This is a genomic window from Delftia sp. ASV31, assembly GCF_016428765.1.
GTDB classification, from domain to species: Bacteria; Pseudomonadota; Gammaproteobacteria; order Burkholderiales; family Burkholderiaceae_C; genus Comamonas; species Comamonas acidovorans.
Genome location: NZ_JAELTK010000020.1, coordinates 39,210 through 60,594 on the forward strand (window position 1 = coordinate 39,210; position 21,385 = coordinate 60,594).

Here is a 21,385-nt window from a genome sequence, read left to right on the forward strand (position 1 = left end):
AGCCGTGGCGCAATCCTGTCCTGTGGGCACGGCACTGAACTCCCACGAGGGAAAGATGCGTATGAATATGCGAGCCTTGCTCGAAGACGCTTGCGATGTGATCCAGGCGGCCCTGCCGGCCATCTTCGAGAGGCGCTACAGCATCCGGTACAAGGAAGATGGCAGCCCGGTGACCGAGGCCGACTTCTTCATTGAACGATTGGTCGGAGACTGGCTTCGGCAGCGGCTGGACGGGGTGGTTTTTGTCGGCGAGGAATCGCATGACCACCGCGCCGTGGACATGGGCGGCTACGTGGTGTTGATGGACCCCATCGATGGGACCGAGAATTTTTGCTCCGGCCTCAAGGAATGGGGCTCCTGCCTGAGCGTCTGGGCAGGCGGGCAGCACCTGGGCAGCGCGCTGATGCTGCCAGAGCTGGGTGAGCGCCTGATCACGGGCGACAAGGTGATTGCGCGCCAGTCACGGATCACGGGGTTTTCCTCGTCATTCGACGAATCCATTCTCCAGGGCATCCGGGAGGCTGGCGAGTACAGAGTGACCGGATGCGCGGTATACAACCTTCACAGCGTCATCACGGGGTCGTTCAAGAGATTTATCAATCCGAAAGGCGCCTGTGCCTGGGATTTGATGCCCGGGCTCATGCTGGCCTTGGAAAATGGTTGCACAGTGTTCGTAGACGATGAGGTATTCGATGGGAAATTTCTCCAGCCAGATAGAAAATATCGTATCGACATACAGCGATGACAATATCTTCATTCTGGGAAAAGGCTCCTCGGCCGATCTGGTGGATACCGGGCTGCTCAAAAAATCGCTGATCATTGCCGTGAATGATGCGGAGCAGATATGCCCGGCAGATATCACGGTATTCAGGGAAGAATGGGCGGGGGATGCCATCGTGGCCCAGGGATGCCGTTCGCATGCCTATGTGACTTCATTGCCGGGGTTTGCACCGGCGGGGCGAAAGGTCATCCGTGTTCCGCATGTGCCGTTGACGCAGGAATCTTCGGAACTCCTCATGCAGCGGTTCATGAGTGTTCCCGTGGTGATCGAGGATATATTGCTGCTGACCGCGTTGAAGATCGCCCGTGAAGTGGCGGGTATCCGGCGGCGTCGGCAGAATGTCTACTTTGTCGGTTTTGATTTCGACGCCTCGGCTGGATACAGCAAATCAATTGCGCATGATTATTCTCCTCAGGGCGAAGAGCAGAAATCCATGCGTATCTCTGTTCAGGAGTTCTATTTCATCAATGCGCTGTATTTCCTGAGGGATTCCAATGTGCGCATGTTGCATGTGGGAAGCCGGCCTTTCAGTGCGCTGACCCCGCAGGATCTCAACCAGAGCCTGGGAAAGGCGAATTCTGGGCGCAATGGCTACGAAGTGGCGATCGTGGCGGAGCTGACCACCAATCACTTCGGGGACCGCGGCCGGCTGGAGCGCATGGTGCGGGCCAGCAAGGCGGCGGGCGCCGACCTGGTCAAGGTGCAAAAAAGGGATGTGCAGAGTTTTTATACCCGTGAGCAGCTGTCATCCCCTTATGTCTCTCCCTTTGGCAAGACCTTTGCGGACTACCGCCATCAGATCGAGTTGGGCAGGGAGGATTTTTGCTATCTGGACCAGCTCTGCCGCAGCCTCGACATGGGATGGTTTGCTTCCGTGCTGGATGAGAAATCCTTCCACTTCATGCTGGAGATGGATTCGGAAATGCCCATGGTGAAGCTGCCATCCACGATTTCAGAGCACCATGATTACCTGAAATATGTGGCGAAAAACTACCGTGGCGCGGTGGTTCTTTCCACGGGCATGACCGGTGCAGATTATGAGCAGTTTGTGCTGGAAACATTCAAGAGTTGCGAGCGGCTGTACCTGCTGCAATGCAATTCGGCATATCCCACGCCACTGGAAGATTGCAATGTGGCCGTGGTGCACCGGTACCGTGAAATGGCACGAGCTGACCCCAGAATCATCCCCGGCTACTCCAGCCATGACATGGGATGGAAGGCCTCAGCCCTCGCGGTAGCGGCCGGCGCCAGGATGGTGGAGAAGCACGTCAAGATGGGGAACACGGAGTGGGCGCATTTTGATGCTGTGGCGGTCGATCTGTCCACGCCCGCATTCAAGGATTACGTGGATCATATCCGGGAAGCCGAGATGATTCTGGGCTCTGGTGTGAAGAAAATCAACCAGAGTGAGCACCATAAATATTTCACAAAGAATACTGCCTGATCGCGTTTTTAGGAGATCGAAATTGAACAGCACCCATGAATTATGGGCCGTGGTGCCTGCCAGAAGTGGTTCCAAGGGCTTTCCTGGAAAGAATATCGCACAACTCAATGGTCTGCCTTTGCTCGCGCATTCCATACTCTTTGCAAAGAGCCTGCCCTTTGTCAGCAAGGTCGTTCTCTCCACGGACAGCCAGGAGTACGCCGAAATTGGCGAAAAATACGGGGCCTATGTTCCGTTTCTGCGCTCTGAAAGCGCATCCGCAGACCTGTCCATGGAGGAAGACATCCTGCTGGATCTGTCAGTGCAGGCGAAGTCGAGAGATATCGAACTGCCTCGCAGCATGCTCTGGCTGAGGCCTACGCATCCCTTGCGCGAACAGGCGGCATTTGTGGATGCATACGGGAAATTCATGTCAGGAAATTACAGTTCGGTTTGCGTGGTGACGCCAGAAGATCCGCGAATATTCAATGTGCGCAATGAATGCATTTACCCTGTGACCTCAGATTTTCAGGGAAGATCCATGATCCGGCGGCAGGATTGCGCGCCTGCATACCGGATATTTTCGGGTGAGTTCTTCAATATGCCCAATGTATTCGATCCCCATTTTCTGGGAGACAGGATCGGCTATGCCGCGCAGACACGGCAGTGCAGGTTTGATATAGATTATCAAGAGGATCTCGATTATCTGAACTATTTGCTGTCCACGCAGGCCGGGCGCCAGCGTTATGAACATCTGGTTCAGCGGGGCGATGGGGCATGACAGTTTTTTCTGTGAAGGATATATTGGAAATGCATGGGGTGAAACCGCATGGCTGAAATAATTGGTTCATTGGAAAGGGTTCTGCTCAGATATCCGGATCTGGACATCGCCAATCTGCGTGTCGTGGGCTGGGGTGCGGGAGAATTCTTCAAGAAATACTATCCGCTGATCAGCAGTCGCATACAGCTTGAATATACGGTTTGCCCCTGGCAGGAAAATCAGGGCAAGTTTTTCAATGGCGTGGAGGTCAGATCTCCCGAAGCCTTGATGAATGAGGATCCAGAGAACACCCTGATTCTGGTGTTTTCATACGATTTTTCGGAGCGATTGAGCGAGATCACCTACGGGGAGTTCCGGAAGTTCAAGGTAATGCGTGCAGTGGAGCTGGATGTGGGAGATGTGCCCCTGATGGACGAGCTGCAGGAACGGCAGCGCCTGATGGACGGTCTCAGCATGGCGCGAAGCCTCAAGGGCACGCCGAAAGCCGGTATTTTTGTACAGGGTCTGGCCTTTGACTTCACGCCCCAGGTGCTGGCGTGGAACCGCATGCGCTTTCCTTCGGCCTACCAGTGCATGGTGACCTGGGACCATCAGCCCAGGGAACTGCTCGATCGCTGCCGTCCATGGCTGGATGCGCTGATTCTGGTGGCACAGCCGGAAAACAAGGGACGGCACAACACCAACTATATTGCGCGGTCTGCCCGCCTCGGCGTGGAGCATCTGGCGCAAAAAGGCATCGAGTACGCCGTGCGTTGCCGCAGTGACAATCTCCTGACGGGCTCCAGCATCTATGAGGCCATCCAGCATTTTTTTGCTGGTGGACGCAACAAGGGAAAAATAGCCATCGATCTGCGCTCAGGCTGGCGCCACGTGCCTTTCCATTTTTCCGAAAAGACCATGCTGGCGCGCACGGAAGATATGGTGAGGCTGTGGTCCGTGCCGGAAGACCGCCTGTCCGAGGCGGATATCGAGCATTCGGCCGGCATGCATTTCCAGAAGCTGGCCGATGTCACCATGGAAAGCTATCTGTGGAAGTCCTATGCAAGGAGCCTGGGATTTGCCGCCGAGACGCTGAGGGATTCCTATCGCTTTGCACATGACCGTCTGCTGCCGATCAACTCCCGGCTGGACTGGTTTTCGTACAAGTTCATACCCCTGTTCAACGTGAAGATGGCCAGCGAGATGTGCTTTCGGCAAAGCGATTGGGACGAGATGATGCAGGATCAGGAATTTGCCTTGCAGCGCGCCAGCGACATCAGTGCCCTTGATGTGTCGGTACGGGAATTCTGGCAACGCAAAATCGACTGACGCAACAGGTGCGCGGCCGGACACGGCAGGCCCGCCCTGCGCAGGGCCTGTCCTTCACGATCCGTAGGTGCGGATTGGTTCGTCGTAGCGGGGATCGAAAACGGTTTTGCCGGCGATGTCCGTGTCATAGCGCCGGGGCCAGCCCAGTTCGCAATCGCTGCCGATGTGGATGCGCGGTGCGATCAAGGCCCCGCTGCGCAGGGTGCACCGCGCCGAGATCCGTGCGCCATCTCCCACCATCACGCCAGGCTCCAGCCAGCAAGATGACTGGACGTCCACACCGTTGCCGATATTCGTGGCAGGCAGCAGGACGCAGTTGGAGTCGATGCGGCTGCCGGACCCGATGATGACGCCATCCGCCACGAAGGTGTTGATGCCCACGCTCACGTCGGCGGCCAGCATGGCGCGTGGGCTGATATAGGGGTCAAGCCGCAGCCCCCGTACCTGGGCGGCTGCCATGAGTTCCATGCGCTTGAAGTTGCCAAAGCGCTCGTCGAAGGCAATGAAGGCCGTCCCCTTTTCCGGTGAAAGCGCGTCCAGAACGCCCAGATCGAACTCGTAGAGGGCGTCTTGCTGCACATGGATCCTTTCCACCTGCAGTCCGGGGCAGGCCTGACGCCAGGCCTCACAGGCCACGTCCAGGAAGGCGCTGGCGCCAATGATCCATTTACAGGCCATTGCCATCCTCCATCAGGTGGCTGTACCAGCGTTCCACCAGGCGGTTGTCGCCTTCATAGGCGCCTTGCATTGCAATGGGAGCGTCTGGGTGCAGGGAAGCCTGGACTTTTTCCATGATGTCCACATCCTCTGCAAGCACCAGTTTGCTGGCATGCATTTCCGCCAGAAGCACGGCATGGGAATACGTGAAAGCCTGCTTCTTGCGGGCCGAGAAGCGATAGACCTCCATGCTGGTGGTGTCCGGTGTCAGGGGCGTGTGGTATTCCAGAATGAAGGAGTGGCCCCCGTTGGCGCTGGCGATGTGAAGGTTGGGGTAGGCCAGCCAGTTGTAGTAGGCGTCCTCTGCGCCCCAGCGTTGCACCAGGTCATGCCAGCCGAATCGCTGCATGCGGCTGATGTGCGCATCCATGCCGCCTTTGCTGAGGCGGCGCAATTGCTGGCGTAATCCCTGCTGGCTGGTGTCCTGCAGCGGCTTTGCTGTCTCGGCAAGCAGCGACTCGTTCACCTGGGGGGCGAAGGTCACGGTCTTGGCCAATGTCCCCGGATGAACGAATCGGGCGTGGTTGGCGTCGCGCAGGTTCTCGTAGGCGAGCTTCCAGTTGTACTTCCCGTGCCATGTGGTCACCATGACTTCGCTGTCATAGGCTTCGGAGCTGCTCTCCAGTGAAGCGATGAATTCCGGGGAAAACTGTTCTTCCAGTGGAAAGGGGTTGGAGTCCAGGTTGACGAACAGCAGGTTACCGACCGGGCGCAGTGCAAACTGGCGAAGCTTCAGTCCGCATCGTTCCTCACTGCTGAAGCGATAAAGGGTATCGCCGTCAGGAATATGCTCCACCTGGCCCTGTTCCCCATAGCGCCACGCGTGGTAGGCGCAGACCAGGGGGCGCCGGCCCACGGGCCCGGTCTGCAGGGGAGCGCTGCGATGCAGGCAGACGTTCTCGAAGGCCCGCAGTTCACCGTGGAAGTTCTGGATGACCACCGGAATGCCGGCAATCTTGCGGGTGAGAAAGGCGTTGTGCTCCGACACCAGCATTTTGAGCCCCGCAAACATCCAGACCTTGCGGAATATCTTGCGTTGCTCACGTTGGAAGATGTTCTCGTCCAGGTAGCAACCGGGATACATGCGTGAGCGCATGGCTCCTCCTTCAACGGGGGGCTGACATGTCAAAGAACGACGCCGCCGTCCATGACCAGGCTGGTGCCGGTGACCCAGCGGCTGGCGTCGGACAGCAGATAAATGGCGGCATTGGCCACATCCTCAGGCTTGCCAAGACCCAGGGGGTGACGGGCCTCCTGCGCCTGAAGCTGTTCGTTCTGCCCCGCATCGCCCCACATGGGCGTTGGTACGACCGAGGGAGAGATTCCGTTGACCCGCATGCGATGCCGGGCCTGCTCCACAGCCAGACAACGGATGATGCCCAGCAGCCCCGACTTCATCGCGGAGTAGGGTCCCACGCCACGCGTGCCGATGTGGGCCGACGTCGAGAGCATGAAGATGATGGAGGCTGCGGGCGCCAGCTTGTTCGTGATCAGAAGCTGCTGGGTCAGCATGACGGGTGCCAGGAAATGTATGGCATACATCTCCGTCATGAGGGACTCCTGCAGCTGGCGTATGGGGCTGAGCATCTGGCGGCCTGCGCAGTGCACCAGGCCGTCGATCCGCGGCGTTGCCTGGACCAGGGCTGTCCTGTCCTGCGCATCGGTCAGGTTGGCTTCGATCTGCTGGTGGCCGCTGCCTTCGAGCAGGTCGAAGGTGCCCTGCAGGCGCTGGCGGTCACGCCCCGTGGCGATGATGCGGGCACCGCGCCGGGCGCAGGAAATGGCAATCTGCCTGCCCAGGCCCGATGAACCGCCGGTGACCAGCACGGTCTTGCCCTGCAGGGAAAATGGGTCGTGCGCAGCTTGGGTCATGCAAAGACATCCATGGGAACCGTCAGGCCGCCGTCAATAGTGAAGTAGTTCCGGGTGATCCATCGGCTGGCGTCGGACAGATAGAAGACCGCTGCGAGTGCGACGTCCTGCGGCTCTCCCATGCCAAGCGGGGCGAGCTTGGCGTATTCCTCGGTATCCACGCCTCCTGCGGACAGTCCGTCCAGCATGGGGGTACGCACATATCCCGGTGCAAGGCAATTGGCGCGGATGCCTTGTTTGGCAACCTCCAGGCCCAACGAACGCATGGCGCCGAGCAGGGCTGCCTTGCTGGCCGAGTACCCGCTGCTTGCCAGTGGCCCGATGTGGGATGCCACGGCGCTGATGAACACAATGGAGCCGTGGGGCCGGATCAGACGCTTGGCCAGCAATTCCTTGGTCAGCAGGATCGGGGCGTATGTGTTGTGCGCGAACATCTCTTCCAGATGGGCTTGCTTGACCATGCGCAACGGCACCAGCTTAGAGATGCCGGCTGCGTGGACCACGCCATCGATCGAGCCTGCCTGGGCCGCAAGCGCACTGATGTCCTGTGCCTGGGTGAGATCGGCGACCACGCTGACATGGCCATCGCCTGCGAGCAGGCCTGCCGTGTGGGCAAGGCGCTCTGCATTGCGGCCCGTGATGATCAGCGTGGCGCCCTGGCTGGCGCAGGAGATCGCTGTTTGGTGGCCAATGCCCGACGATGCACCCGTCACGAGGATGCGCTTGCCTGCCAGGGAGAAGGGATCGTTGGCAGTCATGCTTCGGTCATTGCAGGAAAGCGTGCCTTGTTCACGTCCACGATGGCGGTTCCCCAGGACAGGCCCACGCCGAAGCCACTCAGCAGCAGCCGCGCCTTGGCGCCATCCAGCTGTTCGTGCAGCCGTGCGGTGAGGGTGACAGGCAGCGAGGCGCCGCTGGTGTTTCCCAGGTCATGCAGGGTGCTTGGAACCTTCTCCGCGGGTAGGCGCAGCTTCTTGCGAATGGTCTCGTTGATCAGCCGGTTGGCCTGGTGGAATATGAAGTGGTCGATCTGCTCCTTGTCCACCTGTGAGTACTCCAGCAGGCGTTCTACGGCAGGCGGCACACGCTGGGTAGAGAAGCTCAGCACCGCCGGCCCGTCAAGCACCAGGTCGGCGGGCAGGCGCAGGAAGCCATGCTCATCGCGCTTGGGAATCACGTGTTCGATTCCGTAGGGCTCGCGGTGGCCGCCAGCGGGCAGCATGATGGCCTTGTAGCCGCTGCCATCGCTGTTGAGGTCGAAATACATGGGAGGCGCACTGGCGTCGAACTCCAGCGCCGTGGCCGTGCCGGCGTCCGAGAACAGGGGATCCATGATGGTCGCGGATTTGTCTCCCACCAGCACCAGGCCTTTTTTAAGGCCTCCTGCCGAGATCATGCTGCCCAGCATGTGCAGCCCGAACGGGTAGCCAGAACAACCCAGGTTCACGTCGAAGGCGATCGTGCCGTGCGCCAGTCCCAGCCGGTCCTGCAGGATGATGGCCGTGGCGGGGATCAGATAGTCGGGCGATTGCGTGACGACGATCAGGACGTCGATTTCGTCGCGCTGCCACTGCAGTTCATCGAGCAGCTTTTCCGCGGCCACGAAGGCCAGGTCCGAGAAACACTGCCACTCCGGGCAGATGCGCCGGGTTTGGATGCCGATGTTGCGTACCAGCCGTTCGCGTTCGGAGCGCTGTGAGGGCGGGCAATCCTCCAGATTGGAGATCTCGCGCCGGGGTATGCAGCTGGCCATGCCCGCAAAGCGGACGTTGTGCAGAGTGGACAGCGCCATGGTGTTTATCCCAGCAGCTTGTAGAGATCGGTGATGGTCGAGCAGTTCTTGAGATCGTCGCCCGTGATGGTCTTGCCGTAGTCGACGTCGAACATGACGATCACGCCCAGCGCGGCCAGCGAGTCCCACTCGGGCAGGCTCCTGAGTTCGGTGTCAGGGGTGACTGCTACGGCTTCCTGGAAGTCCACGGCGGTCAGAAAGCTTTCGATGAATTGGTCGATGGAGGGCATGGGATATGTTCCTGAAAAAGAGCTGCGCACCTGCCTATGAGGGCAAACGCTTCGATGAATTTTCGCAGACCCCTCCTGCGCCGGAAGGTTGGAACTGTAGGTAAAAGCGGGGCCTGTTCCGATGCTGCGAGAGGCGATTGTGTCCTTGCGAAGCCGGGGATGATGGCATACAGCCACGTGGCGTGCTTCCTGTTTTGCAGCAACTGGTGACCGGTCCGTCTGGCAAAGGTGGAAGAAATGCGGTTTGCGCCCGCTTATCCAGGGGCCGTGTTTGCGGGCTTGCCTGCACGATGGCGGTATTTGTGCGGGTGTCGGCCTGAGTGCCGGGCCTGTGGTGGGGCGCCTGCCCGCAACCTTGATGACCAAAATGAATACAACCGAGCTTTTGCAGCATGCCCGCCAGTTGCACGACCAGTGGAATTTCGAGCAGGCACAGGAGGCCTATGCCCAGGTTCTCGAACAGGCTCCCGGCCATGCCGAGGCCCTGCATGGCATGGGGCTGCTGCTGGGGCTGCACCAACTGCGCAGTGCCGAGGCGCTTCCGTATCTGGAGGCGGCCATCGGTGTGCGGCCTGCAGACTTCAGCTATTGGCGCCTGTACATCCACATGCTGATCCGCGAGGGCCTGCTGGACATGGCCATCTCGCTGATCGACGTGGCACGGGCCAATGGCATGCAGGAGATCGCTCTGGAGCAACTGGAAAAGGATGTGGCTCTGGTGCAGGGCGCGCAGGCCGCGGCTTTTTTGGAAGAGCAGGCCGCGCGTTGGCCGCTGGGACCGGCCGAGCCCGAGATGGCACCTGCTGCCGGCGATGGCCGGGGCCGTGTGCCCGAGGCGCAGCTGCGCCTGCTGATGCAGCTGTTTGCCCAACGCGAGCATGCCGAGGTCAGCCAGCTGGCGGGGTCGCTGGTGCGCCAATATCCCAAAAGCGGCCTGGTCTGGAAACTCAAGGCGGCGGCCGATCACGCGGGGGGGCGCATCGAGGCCGCCCTGCAGGCAGCGCGCCAGGCGGCCAGCCTGCTGCCGCGCGATGCCGAGGTCCAGTTCAACCTGGGTGGCATCTGCCTGCAGGCCGGCCATGTGGTCGAGGCCGAGCGTGCCCTGCGTGCGGCGCTGGCGCTGCGGCCGCATTGGACCCAGGCCTTCGCACATCTGGGGGATGCCTTGTGCGCCCAGGACCGCATCGAAGACAGCCTGCCTTGCTATGTGAACGCACTGCTGCTCGATCCCGAGGATGTGGACACCTTGTCCCGGCTGACTGGCGCATTGCAGAACACCGGCAGGCTGCAGGAGTGCGCACAGTTCCTGGTGCTGCTCATGCAGCAGCGGCCCGAGGACCTGCGCCTGTGCTTGGCCAGTGCCCGTGTGCTGGGACAGGCGGGTTGGGCATTGCAGGCCGAAACCGCGTATCGCATGGCCCTTCAGATCAAGCCTGAGAGCCTGGAGCTGCTGTTGCAGCTTGCGCTGCTGCTGTGTGCGGGCGGTCGGCTGGAAGAAGCCGAAACCTGCCTGAGCAAAGCACTGCAACTGCGCCCCGACAATGTGGTGCTCCACTGCGAGACCGCCTTCACTTTGTTTGCCCAGAAGAAATGGGCACAGGCGCTGGAACTGCTTGAGCAGGCACTGCGAATCGAGCCCGGCAGTGCCCGTGCCCACATGCTTCGCTGCCAGGTGCTGCTGGAAAGACATGACCTGCCCCGGCTAGATCAGGCCCTGTGCGAGGCGTTGGAACGCCTTCCCGGTGACCGCGAGCTGATGTTTCAGCGCGCGGCTTACTGGGACCGCTGCGGTGATGCCCTGCGCCATAGGCAGCAACTCGACGATCTGGTGAGGCTGCACCCGGACTACAAGCCTGCCTACAGCGCAAGGCTGTTCGCCATGCTCCATTCGCCTGATGCCAGTGCAGACTCGGTGGGGCGTGCCAATCGGGAATATGGCGCGCTCATGCGGCAGCGCATGGCGGGGCGGCATGAAAACGCCCGTGAGCCAGGCAAGACATTGCGCGTGGGCTTTGTATCGGGCGATCTGCGCAGCCACGCGGCGGCCAAGTTCTTTCTGCCGGTAATGCGGGAGCTGTCGCGGCGTGATGATTTGGTGTGCGTTGCCTATTGCAACAACGAGATCCACGACGGGGTTACCAAGGAATTCCAGGGACTGTTCCAGCTATGGCGCGGTATCCGGGATATGAATGTGCAGTCGATGGTCAATCTGGTGCAGGCCGACGGTATTGACATCCTGTTTGACCTCAGCGGCCATACGCGAGGGCACAGGCTGGATGTATTCGCAGTCCGGCCCGCGCCGCTGCAAGTGACCTGGATAGGCAACCCCGGCAGCACTGGGCTGGAAACCATGGACTACATCGTGCTCAGCGACCTGATCATGGAAGATGAACTGCTCAAGACCCAGCTGACGGAGCGGCTGATGCGTGTTCCGCTGGCCTATGTCTTCGACGGAGGCATCCACCAGGAGGCCGTGGCGCCACTGCCGGCGCTGCGCAACGGGCATTTGACGTTTGGCTCCTTCAACCGTTTGTCCAAGATCAACCGCAAGGTGGTTTCTGTCTGGGGTGAGGTGCTGCGCGCTCTGCCCACAGCGCGGCTGAAGATCGCGGCCTGCCCCCGTTCCGGTCCTCCGCAGCACCTGCGCGAATGGCTGGCCGAGGAGGGCGTGGCCGCGCAGCGCGTCGATTTTGTGGAGCAGATGGGATTTGAGCACTATCTGCAGGCCCACCATGACATAGACATCTGCCTGGATACCTTGCCTTTTACGGGCGGAGTGGTCACCAACCACGCCCTGTGGATGGGCGTGCCCACGCTGACGCTGATGGGGGAACTGCTGGCGGGGCGGCAGTCGGCCGAAGTGATGGCTCGTGTGGGCCTGGACCAGGGCTTTGCAGCACGGGACCTGGCGCAATTGCTGGACCAGGCTGCGTTCTGGCAGGCACATTTGCCGCAGCTGCAGCAGATACGCCAGGGGCTGCGCGAACGCCTGCAGGACCAGGAGCCGCAACAGGCGGACATCGTGGCGCGCTCGGTGGCGATGGGGATGCGCCAGGCCTGGGCCCGCTGGTGCCAGGGACAGGAGCCTGTGGATCTGCGTGTCTCCTATGAGGATCTGGGTCTGGCCGCTCCCGTGGCGCCCGTTTTGTAACAGCGAATCAGGCACCGCGCGGATGGGCCATGCCGCGCGGTGTAAAAAATCTTGTGAAGTCCCCCTAAAGTTCGCCGGGGCAGCTCCGAAAACCAACTCAGCAGAGGGACAAAAAGTCCTGAGCCCACCAAAAGCCGCGTAATTCGATGTGAAAGCGGCCGATGGTCGGATTGGGCCGCCGCCGCCCGCCTTGCGATAAGCGAGGGCACCGTGGCGGCGACGTAACTGACTTTACTAGGAGTTGTCACCATGGCCATGTCTATCAACACCAACGTGCAATCGCTGAACGCCCAGCGCAACCTGGCTACTTCGCAAAGCTCGCTGTCCACCACCATGCAGCGCCTGTCCTCCGGCCTGCGCGTCAACAGCGCCAAGGATGACGCCGCTGGCCTGGCCATCGCAGAACGCATGAATGCCCAGGTCCGCGGCATGAACGTGGCAGTGCGCAACGCCAACGACGGCGTGTCGATGGCGCAGACCGCTGAAGGCGCCCTGTCCAAGGTGACCGACGCTCTGCAGCGTATGCGTGAACTGGCTGTGCAGGCCCGTAACGGCACCAACGGCGCCAAGGACCAGGTTTCGCTGAACAAGGAATTCGTCGAGCTGGGCAAGGAAATCGACCGCGTGATCAAGGGCGCTGATTTCAACGGCAAGAAGATCCTGAGCACCGATGCCGGCGCCATCAACTTCCAAGTGGGCGCCAACACTTCGGCCAACGATTCGATCACCGTCACCACGAGCAATCTGGGCACGAACACCGATATCGGCAACATCACCAGCGCTTCGATCGGCTCCGACGCCACCACGGCCCTGACCGCGACTGCCCTGGCCACCGTGATCAGCAACCTGGACACGGCCCTGGACACGGTCAACTCCGAGCGCGCCGTGCTGGGTGCCACGCAGAACCGCTTCGAGGCCGTGGTCTCGAACCTGCAAGTGGCTTCCGAGAACACCGCTTCGGCCCGTAGCCGCATCATGGATGCCGACTTCGCTTCGGAAACTGCCAACCTGAGCCGCTCGCAGATCCTGCAGCAAGCCGGCACGGCGATGGTGGCCCAGGCCAACCAGCTGCCCCAGGGCGTCCTGGCCCTGCTGCGCTGATCGTAGTACGAGTCCGGCTGCCTTCCCAAGCAGGAGGCGGCCGGAATTCTCCAGGCCCCAGGCATCTGCCTGGGGTTTTTTTATGCCCGAAAGAGTGGGCGAAGAGGGTGTTCGAAGGGTGAATTGGCATCCGATCATGGGCTTTATCGGCGCTTTGGCGCAGGGGCTTTTCCGCACAATCGTTGGCATCAGATAGGCAGAGCTGGAAGTCCTGGCGTGCTTTCTGGCGTTCTGGCGGCTTGGGGTCGTCGAACGGTTGGCCATTGTTCATGCCTAACGAGGAGCTGCCCCATGGCATCCATCATCAACACCAATCTTGTTTCGCTTAACGCCCAGCGCAATCTCAGCACATCCCAGTCGTCGCTGAGCACGACCATGCAGCGCCTGTCTTCGGGTCTGCGTGTCAACAGTGCAAAGGACGACGCGGCGGGTCTGGCCATTGCCGAGCGCATGAACGCTCAGGTACGCGGCATGAATGTGGCCATGCGCAATGCCAATGACGGCATTTCCATGGCGCAGACGGCCGAAGGCGCGCTGGGCAAGCTCAGCGACAACCTGCAGCGCATGCGTGAGCTGGCCGTGCAGGCCGCCAACGACACCAACGGCACGACGGACCGTGGTTCGCTGGACAAGGAGTTCCAGCAACTGGCACAGGAAATCGCCCGTATTGTCGGCAGCACGAGCTTCAACGGCCGCCAGCTGCTGGACAACAACAATCCCACCGTGTTCCAGGTGGGCGCGAACACTGGCGCCGACAACCAGATCACCATCACGGCGGTCAATCTGACCGGCGCATCTCCTGGTGGCCTGGCCATCACGGCCGGAACGCCTCCTACCCTGGGTGGAGCCCTGGGCTCGCTGCTCGGCGCGGGTAGCTCGGCGCCTGATGCTCGCCTGTCCATGGCTGCCATCGACACCGCCCTGGATCTGGTCAACAACACGCGCGCCACCTTCGGTGCCGCACAGAACCGCTTCGAGGCCGTGATCTCCAATCTGCAGGTGGCTGCAGAGAACACCGCATCCGCACGCTCGCGCATCATGGATGCCGACTTCGCTGCCGAAACCGCGAACCTGAGCCGCACGCAGATCCTGCAGCAGGCCGGCACAGCCATGGTGGCCCAGGCCAACCAGCTGCCCCAGTCGGTGCTCAAGCTGATCCAGTAAGAGGGAGCCCGCGGGGCTTTGAGCCTGGCTGCGCGGGGCGTGGCCAAGAAAAGCCTCAGGTTCCGGAAAAACCGGTCGATAAGATACCGGGGAATGCTCTCGGGCATTTGGTGTGCGTGTTCGCAAGGACGCGCTCTGCGCTATGGCGCGGAGGTGTTCTGCACTTAGAAAGGGATGGTCATGGCCACCTTGAGTTCAGCTGGCATCAGCGGCAGCGGCCTGGACGAGACGATGATCGCCAAACTGGTGGCCCTGCAAAGGCAGTCACTGGTTCCGCTTCAGCAAAAAGCGTCTGTCCTGGATTCCAAGATATCCACGTTCGGGCAGATCAAGTCCCTGATGTCCACGCTTCAGGACGCGGCCACTTCGCTGGCCGACGCCGATACCTGGCGCTTGACCAATGCTGCCACGACCAATACGGCTGTGGGCGTCACGGTGACGGACGCCAATGCCCTGCCTGGATCTTCGGTGATCTCGGTGACGCAGCTGGCGCGCAGCCAGTCGGTGGCGACCGGTATCATGCCGACGGCCACCCAGTTCGGGGCTGGCAAGCTCACCATCACCATGGGCAACTGGAACAGTGGTGGAACCCAGTTCAGCAATCCTGGCACGCCGATGGAGATCGATATCGCGGCGGGTGCCAAGCTGGAGGACGTGGTCCAGGCCATCAACGGCAAGGGCACCGGCGTAGTCGCCTCTGTGCTCAAGGATGCCCAGGGCGAACGTCTGGTGCTGCGCTCGCGCAGCACGGGCGCGGATGCGGGTTTCACCGTCGGTGCCAGTGGCGATGCCAGCCTTTCGGCCCTGGCGTTCAATGGCGCGGCCACCACGGGTTCCGTGGCTCAGTACGCCCAGAACGCCGAGATCGATGTCAATGGCATCAAGGTGCAATCGACCACCAATGAATTCAAGCAGACCCTGCCTGGCCTCAATATCACGGTGAACCAGGTGACGACGTCCCCTGTCACGGTGACAGTGACCTCGGACACCGATGCCTTGAAGAAGAAGATCCAGGCCTTCATGGATGCCTACAACGGGCTCAACGACGCGTTGGCCAGTTCGACCAAGTACGACGCCGAAAGCAAGGCGGCCGGCGTGCTGCAGGGGGACTCCACCACGGTGGGCATGACCAACAGCCTGCGCAGCGTGGTCTCGGGTACGGTTGCTGGCGGCGCGGACACGCTCAAGCGCCTGTCCGACATGGGCATACAGATCCAGAAGGGCGGCAAGCTGGCCTTCGGTACGACGGCCAGCGACAAGACCAAGCTGGACGCAGCGCTGAAGGACCCCGAGTCCATGAGCAAGATGTTTGCCGCAGTGGGAACGGACGGGCAGCCTGATACGCAGGGCCTGGCCGCGCGCATGAAGGATTTCACGCGCAAGGCGCTGGAATTCGATGGCACCTTCGACACCAAGAGCAAGAGCCTGCAGGAGCTCAAGAAGAGCAACGGCAAGTCCCAGGACCGGATCAATGACCAGGCCGATTCGCTGGAAAAGCGCCTGCGTGAGCAGTACGCGTCCCTGGACAAGAAGATGAGCGGCTACTCGGCGCTCAGTGCCTACATGAACCAGCAGGTTTCCCAGTGGAATAAATAAATAGGAGCCATGCGGAGCGGCGGTCGTGTTTTCTGTAACCAATGCCCGGTGCCTCTAAATTTTCAGGCATTGCAGCCGAAGAACAAGACATCAAGGAAACGAACATGTACACATCGCTCAACCGCCGTGCTGCAAGTGCCTACGCCCAGGTCGGCGTCCAGTCCTCCGTGGACGGCGCATCGCCCCACCAGCTGATCCAGCTGCTGTTCGACGCGCTCGAAAAAGCGCTGAACGCGGCCAAGGGAGCCATGCAGCGTGGCGACATCGGTGAGAAGGGTGTGCAGATCGGCAAGGCCGTGCGCATTCTGGAAGAAGGCCTGAAGGCCTCTGTCAATCCCGATGAAGGTGGCGAGCTGGCCCAGAACCTGATTTCCGTCTACGACTACAGCATCACCCAGCTGACGCTGGCCAATCTGCGCAACGACACGGCGCTGCTGCAAAGCGCGCAGGATGTGCTGGCTCCGATTGCCCATGGTTGGCGCGACATCGCCAACGCGCCAGCCGTTGCCGGGACCTAGAAATGGAGCTGACATTGATTGACTTTTACCGGGCCATAGAAGACAGCAGCGCCAAGATGCTGCAGGCCGCACAGAACAAGGATTGGGAGGGGGTGACGCGCTACGAGGGCACCTGTGCCGTGCTGATCGAGCAGCTGCGGCTCAAGTCGCATGACGAGCCGCTGGCGCCCGATCAGCGCAAGGAGAAGGCCCGCATCATGCAGCGTATCCTGCGCAACGATGCCCAGATCCGCACGCTGGCCGAGCCCTGGCTGGCACAGTTCGAGCACATGTTCGACGGCCAGCCCCACGCCATGCATTGAGCAGGGCAGATCGGCAGGAGCTGCATCCGCAGCCTTCCTGCCGGCCATAAAAAAACCGCCTGATGTTCAGGCGGTTTTTTTATGGGCGGAATCTGCGGATGCCAGCGGCGGCTGAGGCTTCCCACCCGGCCGCTGTGGACTGATCAGGCCGCAGGCGAGGGTTGCACCTGCAGTTCGCTGAGCATGCGCAGCAGGATGCGGTTCACGTCCTCGATCTCGAAGGCGTGTTCTTCGCGCAGCTGGCGGATCGGTGCGGGATCGTCGGACTCCAGCGCAATGGCCATGAGCAGGGCCGGCGCGTAGGGGCCGGTGCGCGTCACTGCGGCGTCGAAGACGCGCTCGGACACGGGAATGCGGCGCAGCGCGGTGGGCAGGGGCTCGCCCAGCAGCTGGTCCAGCTGCGAGAGCAGGCCCAGCAGATAGACCTCGCGCTGCAGGTCGTGGCTGATGCCGGCCTCGATCAGTCGCTCGGTCAGGCTGGCGCGCAGCCGGATGGCGGTGCGCACGGGCACCAGGCTGGGCTCGGTGCAGGCGTGGGGCAGCTGGTCGGACAGCCAGCGCTGCAGCGTGCCGTATCCCAGCATCACCAGGCCGCGGCGCAGCGAGTCCACATTGCCCCGCAGGCCCAGGGCTGCGGAGTTGGTGTAGAGCATGAAGCGATAGGCCAGGATGGGGTCCTCGCCCAGGATCTGCTCGAAGGCCTCGATCGATTGCTCGGCATCGACGGCGCGCATCAGTGCGAGCACGGTGTCGCGGCTGGGCAGGGCGGCGTGATGGCGCTGGGCATGCAGCGTATCGGCCACGGGCCAGCCGGCGATGGCGCCCGCATGGAAGCTGTCCAGGCACAGGTCGGTCAGGGCCAGGCTGTCCAGACCCTCGTACATCTGGCCGCCCAGCAGTTGCAGGGGAGGCAGGGTGGGTGCGGGCTTGGCGGCCTGCTTCAGGGCCTGGAGCTTGGCAGGTGCCTGGGCTGCCTGCGCGGCCTGTTGCAGCGCAAGCGCTGTCTGGTTTTGCATGCCCGAGGCGCCTTCGGGCGGCAGGTGCAGCAGGCTGCTGGCAAACCAGTGGGCGGCCTGGGCGTCGGGCACATCGGACAGCGGCCCGCGCCACACCAGCATGAGGCCGCGCGCATGCGCCTGGCGCACCAGGTCGTAGATGGCGGAGTCCTGCAGCCAGTCGCCGCGCACCTCGATCCAGGGGCTGCCCTTGGAGGCGTTTTCCAGCAGGTCGCACAGCACCTGGCGCGACTGGGGCGACAGCAGTACCGGCGGCGACTGCGTGCCCCAGGTCTCGCGCAGTATGCGCAGCAGGTGGGCCACGTCGGCCTGGACGCCGGGTTCCTCGTGAAGATAAAGCTGCACGCCCGCCAGACGGCGGGCCTGGTTCCAGAGCGGCCTATAGCCGAGGGTCAGAGAGCTCAGGACGGACTGGACCATGGATGCATGCGCGGGTGGCTATCAGTTGATGAAGTTGAACAATGACAGTTTCTGGATCGAGGCATAGGACTGCAAGGCAGCCTGCATGCCCACCTTCTGCATGTCCACATCGGAGAGGGCCTTGATCATATCGATGTCTTCGGCTCGCGAACGCGCCGCTTCCTGCTGGTCCGCCTGGTTCTTCATGTCGTCTTCAAGGCGGTCGGCGCGGTTGAGCTGGTCGCCAGCGAAGCTGCGCATGGCCTGGACGCGGCTCATGCCGGCGTCGAGTTCATTGAGGCCGCGGCCCAGCGCCTGCTGCATGGCGCCGGCATCGGTGGCGCCGTTCTTCACGCCCGCGATCACGTTGTCCAGCACGCTGAACAGGTCGGTGCGCTGGCTGGGGGCCAGCGTGAAGCTGTCGCCCGTGGCCAGGTTGCCCGAAATCTTCATCGACATGCCGCCCACGGTGATGCTGTCGCCGGCCGTGTAGGGAATGGCCGCACCGGTCGTGCCACCGGAGGTGACGGTGTAGCTCAGGGCGCCCGTCGTGGCGTCCTTGGTGAAATTCAGGGTGTAGCTGGCGCCCGTGATGGCGCTGGGGTCCGACACCGTGCCCAGGTCGGCATAGGCCGAGCTGCCCGTGGGCGACTGGCGCGACACGGCGAAGACGCCGTTGCCCGTGGGCACGTTCATCCAGGTCGCAAAGCCGTCCAGCGCCAGCGGCAGGCCGTTCTCGCTGCCCGTGGCCTGGCCTGGCTGCAACTGGGAGTTGGCGCCGGGGGTGTTGTTGACAAGAGGATCTTCCTTGCTGCCCAGCCCGCGGAAGATGGGCAGGCCGTTGGAGTCCTTGGCATTGGCGTAGCTCAGCACCTGGTTGCGCAGGCTCTCGAGCTGCTGCACCAGCGCATCGCGCGCCTTCTGGTCATAGGAGCCATTGCCGGACTGCAGGATCAGGTCGCGGAAGTCCTTGAGCGCGTCCTGGGCCGTGCCCAGCTTGGATTCGCCCTGGGCCATCACATCGCGCTGCAAGCCCAGCACGCGCTGGTCGTTTTCCGAGCGGGAGATACGCGTGAGTGCGCGTTCGGCCTGTGCGGCGGCCACGGGGTCGTCGCTGGCGCGCACCACGCGCTTGCCGGAAGTGGTCTTTTCCATCAGGTCCACCAGACTCGTGTTGCGCGAGTTCAGGTTGTTGATGGTGCTTTCGTACATGTTGGCCGTGCCAATGCGGGAGATGCTCATGGTGGAATGCTCCTGTCCTGTGATCAGCGGCCTACGGTCTGCAGAACGCTGTCGAAAATGCTTTGCGCGACCTGCAGCATCTTGGCCGAGGCCTGGTAGGACTGCTGGTACTGCAGCAGCTTGGCGGCCTCTTCGTCGAGGTTCACGCCCGAGACGGCCGTGCGGTCCGCCTCCAGGTTCTTGGCAATGGTCTCGGACAGCTTGGCCGCGTACTGCGCGCTTTGGGTGCGCGTGCCGACCTGGGCCATGGCGGTGGAAAAGCCGTCGCTCAGCGTGGTCGAGCCATCGAAGAGCTTGCTGTCGCGCAGGGCCAGGAAGGAGCTGGCATTGCCCGCATCGCGCTGATAGGCCGTGCCGTACTGTGGGTCGGTGGCCTTGCCCAGCGTGACCTTGTCGCTGGTGGTTCCATTGATGGCGGGCGTGCCAGTGATCTTGACCTGCAGGCCCGGTGCCAGCTGGATCGGCTGGCCGGAGGTGTAGAGGCCGGTGGCAGGAATGCCGCCTGCGGGTGCCGGGGTGATGGTGTATTCCAGCTGCCCGGTGGCGTTCTTGCTGAACGACACCTCGGCGCCGGCAAAGCCTGCCAGGTTGAAGCCGGCACTGACCTGGATGCCGCCCATTTGCAGGGTCGCATCGCCCAGCGACTTGATGCTGGCCGCCACGGGGTTGGCCACGGCCAGGTCGTTGGGCGAGTGCACGGCGGCCTGGATGTCGTGGGCGCCCGCCGCCATGGGGCGGAACAGCACGGTGTTGCCCGACACGCCTTCGGCCTTGAGGTCGAAGCGCAGGCCGTCGATCTCCTTGGAGCTCAGGTCGGCCATGTTGGTGAAGTCCGTGACCTTGCCGTCCGACAGGCGGATGACCTTGCCTGCTGGTGCCGTGCTGCCGAAGACGATCTGGTAGTCGGATGCCTTGAGCTGGCTGGAGTCGACCACCGTGGTCGTCGGCGTGGTGGCGCCGGTCCACTGCGCGCCCGTGGTCGAGCCGTTGCTGACCATGGACAGCTTGAACAGATTGCTGCCGCTTTGTCCCGACAGCGTCAGGCCCAGGTTGTTTTGCTCGTTCAGCGAGTCGCCAATGGCCAGGGCCATGCGGCCCAGCAGGTTGCGGCCCTCGGTCAGGTCGCTGCCCTGGAACTGCAGCAGGCCGGCGATCTCGCCGCCACCCAGCATGGAGGGCGTCAGTTCCACGTTCTGGCCGCCGGGCTGCTGGAAGTACAGGGCCATCTTGCCGCTGCCCGGGAACTCGGTGGCTTCCTTGAGCGTGAGCTGTGCGGAATTGGGTCCCAGCACCAGCGGCTGGCTGCCGCCCACGAACAGGCTGATGCTGCCGTCGTCCGCAGGGATCTGGCTGGTCTGCACGTATTTGTTGATGTTGCGCACCAGCTGGTCGCGCTGGTCCAGCAGGTCGTTGGGCGTCTGGCCCGAGGCGATGGAGCGGCTGATCTGCGCATTGAGCGTGGCCACCTGGCCGGCCAGGCTGTTGACCACGGTCACATCGTTGCCCATCTGCTGCTTGGCGCTGTAGTCCAGCTCGTCCAGCTGGGCCGATGCCGAGCGAAAGCGCGCCGCCAGCTCGTTCATGCGCGTGAGCACCACCTGGCGTGCCGACGGGTCGGTGGGCGCACCGGCCACGTCGCCGAACGAATTCATCATGTCGGTGATCGCCGCGCCCAGGCCGGTCTTGCCGCCGCCGAACACTTCCTGCATCTGCGCCAGCGAGGTGGCACGCGCCGAGTCGGCCGCCGACACGGCGCTGGCCGTGGCTGCCTGGCGGTTGAGCAGGTCATTGAAGTTGCGCAGGATGGTGTTCACATCCACGCCATTGCCGATGTAGCCGCTGCCCATGTTCTGGCCCGGCGAGGTCTGGAAGGCCACGCTCTGGCGCGAATATCCGGCCGTGTTGACGTTGGCGATGTTGTGGCCTGTGGTCTGCAGGGCGATCTGGTTCGCCATCAGGGCGCGGGACCCGACGTTCAAAAGGCTCATGACG

At 62.2% G+C, this 21,385-nt stretch carries 19 protein-coding genes; 10 read left to right on the plus strand and 9 right to left on the minus strand.

What is annotated here, in order from left to right; genetic code table 11:
- Nucleotides 1-61 precede the first annotated feature (61 nt).
- Genes JHD82_RS09700 through JHD82_RS09715 form a run of 4 tightly spaced genes read left to right on the plus strand, consistent with a single transcriptional unit; the run spans nt 62 to nt 4,293 of the window.
- Nucleotides 62-745, plus strand: coding sequence for an inositol monophosphatase family protein (locus JHD82_RS09700; RefSeq protein WP_199136219.1), 684 nt, complete (start codon nt 62-64; stop codon nt 743-745).
- On the plus strand, nt 693-2,225 hold the full coding sequence (locus JHD82_RS09705; RefSeq protein WP_199136220.1) for an N-acetylneuraminate synthase family protein: 1,533 nt from the start codon (nt 693-695) through the stop codon (nt 2,223-2,225). Before JHD82_RS09700 ends, JHD82_RS09705 begins: the two co-directional genes overlap by 53 nt.
- Nucleotides 2,226-2,247: 22 nt before the next feature.
- On the plus strand, nt 2,248-2,985 hold the full coding sequence (locus JHD82_RS09710; protein ID WP_199136222.1) for a cytidylyltransferase domain-containing protein: 738 nt from the start codon (nt 2,248-2,250) through the stop codon (nt 2,983-2,985).
- Between the two features lie 48 nt (nt 2,986-3,033).
- On the plus strand, nt 3,034-4,293 hold the full coding sequence (locus JHD82_RS09715) for a WavE lipopolysaccharide synthesis family protein (protein WP_199136224.1): 1,260 nt from the start codon (nt 3,034-3,036) through the stop codon (nt 4,291-4,293).
- A gap of 54 nt (nt 4,294-4,347) precedes the next feature.
- Here JHD82_RS09715 and JHD82_RS09720 read toward each other — a convergent pair whose 3' ends face one another.
- The 6 genes from JHD82_RS09720 to JHD82_RS09745 form a co-directional block, all read right to left on the minus strand.
- Nucleotides 4,348-4,872: a UDP-3-O-(3-hydroxymyristoyl)glucosamine N-acyltransferase gene (locus JHD82_RS09720; protein WP_307838086.1), complete on the minus strand. Its 525-nt coding sequence runs from the start codon at nt 4,870-4,872 to the stop codon at nt 4,348-4,350.
- 88 nt (nt 4,873-4,960) lie between these two features.
- Nucleotides 4,961-6,106 (minus strand): aromatic ring-hydroxylating dioxygenase subunit alpha, encoded by a 1,146-nt coding sequence (locus JHD82_RS09725; protein WP_199136228.1) that lies wholly within the window; start codon nt 6,104-6,106, stop codon nt 4,961-4,963.
- 29 nt (nt 6,107-6,135) lie between these two features.
- Nucleotides 6,136-6,882 carry an SDR family NAD(P)-dependent oxidoreductase gene (locus JHD82_RS09730; RefSeq protein ID WP_199136231.1) on the minus strand — a complete coding sequence of 249 codons (747 nt, stop codon included), beginning with the start codon at nt 6,880-6,882 and terminating at the stop codon, nt 6,136-6,138.
- Nucleotides 6,879-7,640 (minus strand): SDR family NAD(P)-dependent oxidoreductase, encoded by a 762-nt coding sequence (locus JHD82_RS09735; RefSeq protein ID WP_123695322.1) that lies wholly within the window; start codon nt 7,638-7,640, stop codon nt 6,879-6,881. The genes JHD82_RS09730 and JHD82_RS09735 overlap by 4 nt, the downstream gene beginning before the upstream one ends.
- On the minus strand, nt 7,637-8,674 hold the full coding sequence (locus tag JHD82_RS09740; RefSeq protein WP_199136234.1) for a ketoacyl-ACP synthase III: 1,038 nt from the start codon (nt 8,672-8,674) through the stop codon (nt 7,637-7,639). The genes JHD82_RS09735 and JHD82_RS09740 overlap by 4 nt, the downstream gene beginning before the upstream one ends.
- Nucleotides 8,675-8,679: 5 nt before the next feature.
- Nucleotides 8,680-8,904 (minus strand): acyl carrier protein, encoded by a 225-nt coding sequence (locus tag JHD82_RS09745; protein ID WP_034366508.1) that lies wholly within the window; start codon nt 8,902-8,904, stop codon nt 8,680-8,682.
- A gap of 367 nt (nt 8,905-9,271) precedes the next feature.
- Here JHD82_RS09745 and JHD82_RS09750 point away from each other — a divergent pair, with 367 nt between their 5' ends.
- From JHD82_RS09750 to JHD82_RS09775, 6 genes are all read left to right on the plus strand, one after another.
- Nucleotides 9,272-12,055 (plus strand): tetratricopeptide repeat protein, encoded by a 2,784-nt coding sequence (locus JHD82_RS09750; protein ID WP_233174683.1) that lies wholly within the window; start codon nt 9,272-9,274, stop codon nt 12,053-12,055.
- 249 nt (nt 12,056-12,304) lie between these two features.
- Nucleotides 12,305-13,156 carry a flagellin domain-containing protein gene (locus JHD82_RS09755; RefSeq protein WP_071953708.1) on the plus strand — a complete coding sequence of 284 codons (852 nt, stop codon included), beginning with the start codon at nt 12,305-12,307 and terminating at the stop codon, nt 13,154-13,156.
- A 291-nt stretch (nt 13,157-13,447) separates the two neighbouring features.
- Nucleotides 13,448-14,320, plus strand: coding sequence for a flagellin domain-containing protein (locus tag JHD82_RS09760; protein WP_199136238.1), 873 nt, complete (start codon nt 13,448-13,450; stop codon nt 14,318-14,320).
- A 180-nt stretch (nt 14,321-14,500) separates the two neighbouring features.
- A complete protein-coding gene (gene fliD, locus JHD82_RS09765; protein WP_199136240.1) occupies nt 14,501-15,916 on the plus strand; it encodes a flagellar filament capping protein FliD in 1,416 nt (471 codons plus the stop codon).
- A 104-nt stretch (nt 15,917-16,020) separates the two neighbouring features.
- On the plus strand, nt 16,021-16,434 hold the full coding sequence (gene fliS, locus JHD82_RS09770; protein ID WP_012202552.1) for a flagellar export chaperone FliS: 414 nt from the start codon (nt 16,021-16,023) through the stop codon (nt 16,432-16,434).
- A 2-nt stretch (nt 16,435-16,436) separates the two neighbouring features.
- On the plus strand, nt 16,437-16,736 hold the full coding sequence (locus JHD82_RS09775; RefSeq protein WP_012202553.1) for a flagellar protein FliT: 300 nt from the start codon (nt 16,437-16,439) through the stop codon (nt 16,734-16,736).
- A 143-nt stretch (nt 16,737-16,879) separates the two neighbouring features.
- Here JHD82_RS09775 and JHD82_RS09780 read toward each other — a convergent pair whose 3' ends face one another.
- The 3 genes from JHD82_RS09780 to flgK are packed head-to-tail and all read right to left on the minus strand — an operon-like array spanning nt 16,880 to nt 21,381.
- On the minus strand, nt 16,880-18,172 hold the full coding sequence (locus JHD82_RS09780; RefSeq protein ID WP_199136242.1) for an HDOD domain-containing protein: 1,293 nt from the start codon (nt 18,170-18,172) through the stop codon (nt 16,880-16,882).
- Between the two features lie 21 nt (nt 18,173-18,193).
- Entirely contained in the window at nt 18,194-19,393 is a 1,200-nt protein-coding gene (flgL, locus tag JHD82_RS09785) for a flagellar hook-associated protein FlgL (protein WP_199136244.1), read from the minus strand.
- Nucleotides 19,394-19,416: 23 nt separating this feature from the next.
- Nucleotides 19,417-21,381, minus strand: coding sequence for a flagellar hook-associated protein FlgK (flgK, locus tag JHD82_RS09790; protein WP_199136245.1), 1,965 nt, complete (start codon nt 21,379-21,381; stop codon nt 19,417-19,419).
- Nucleotides 21,382-21,385 lie beyond the last annotated feature (4 nt).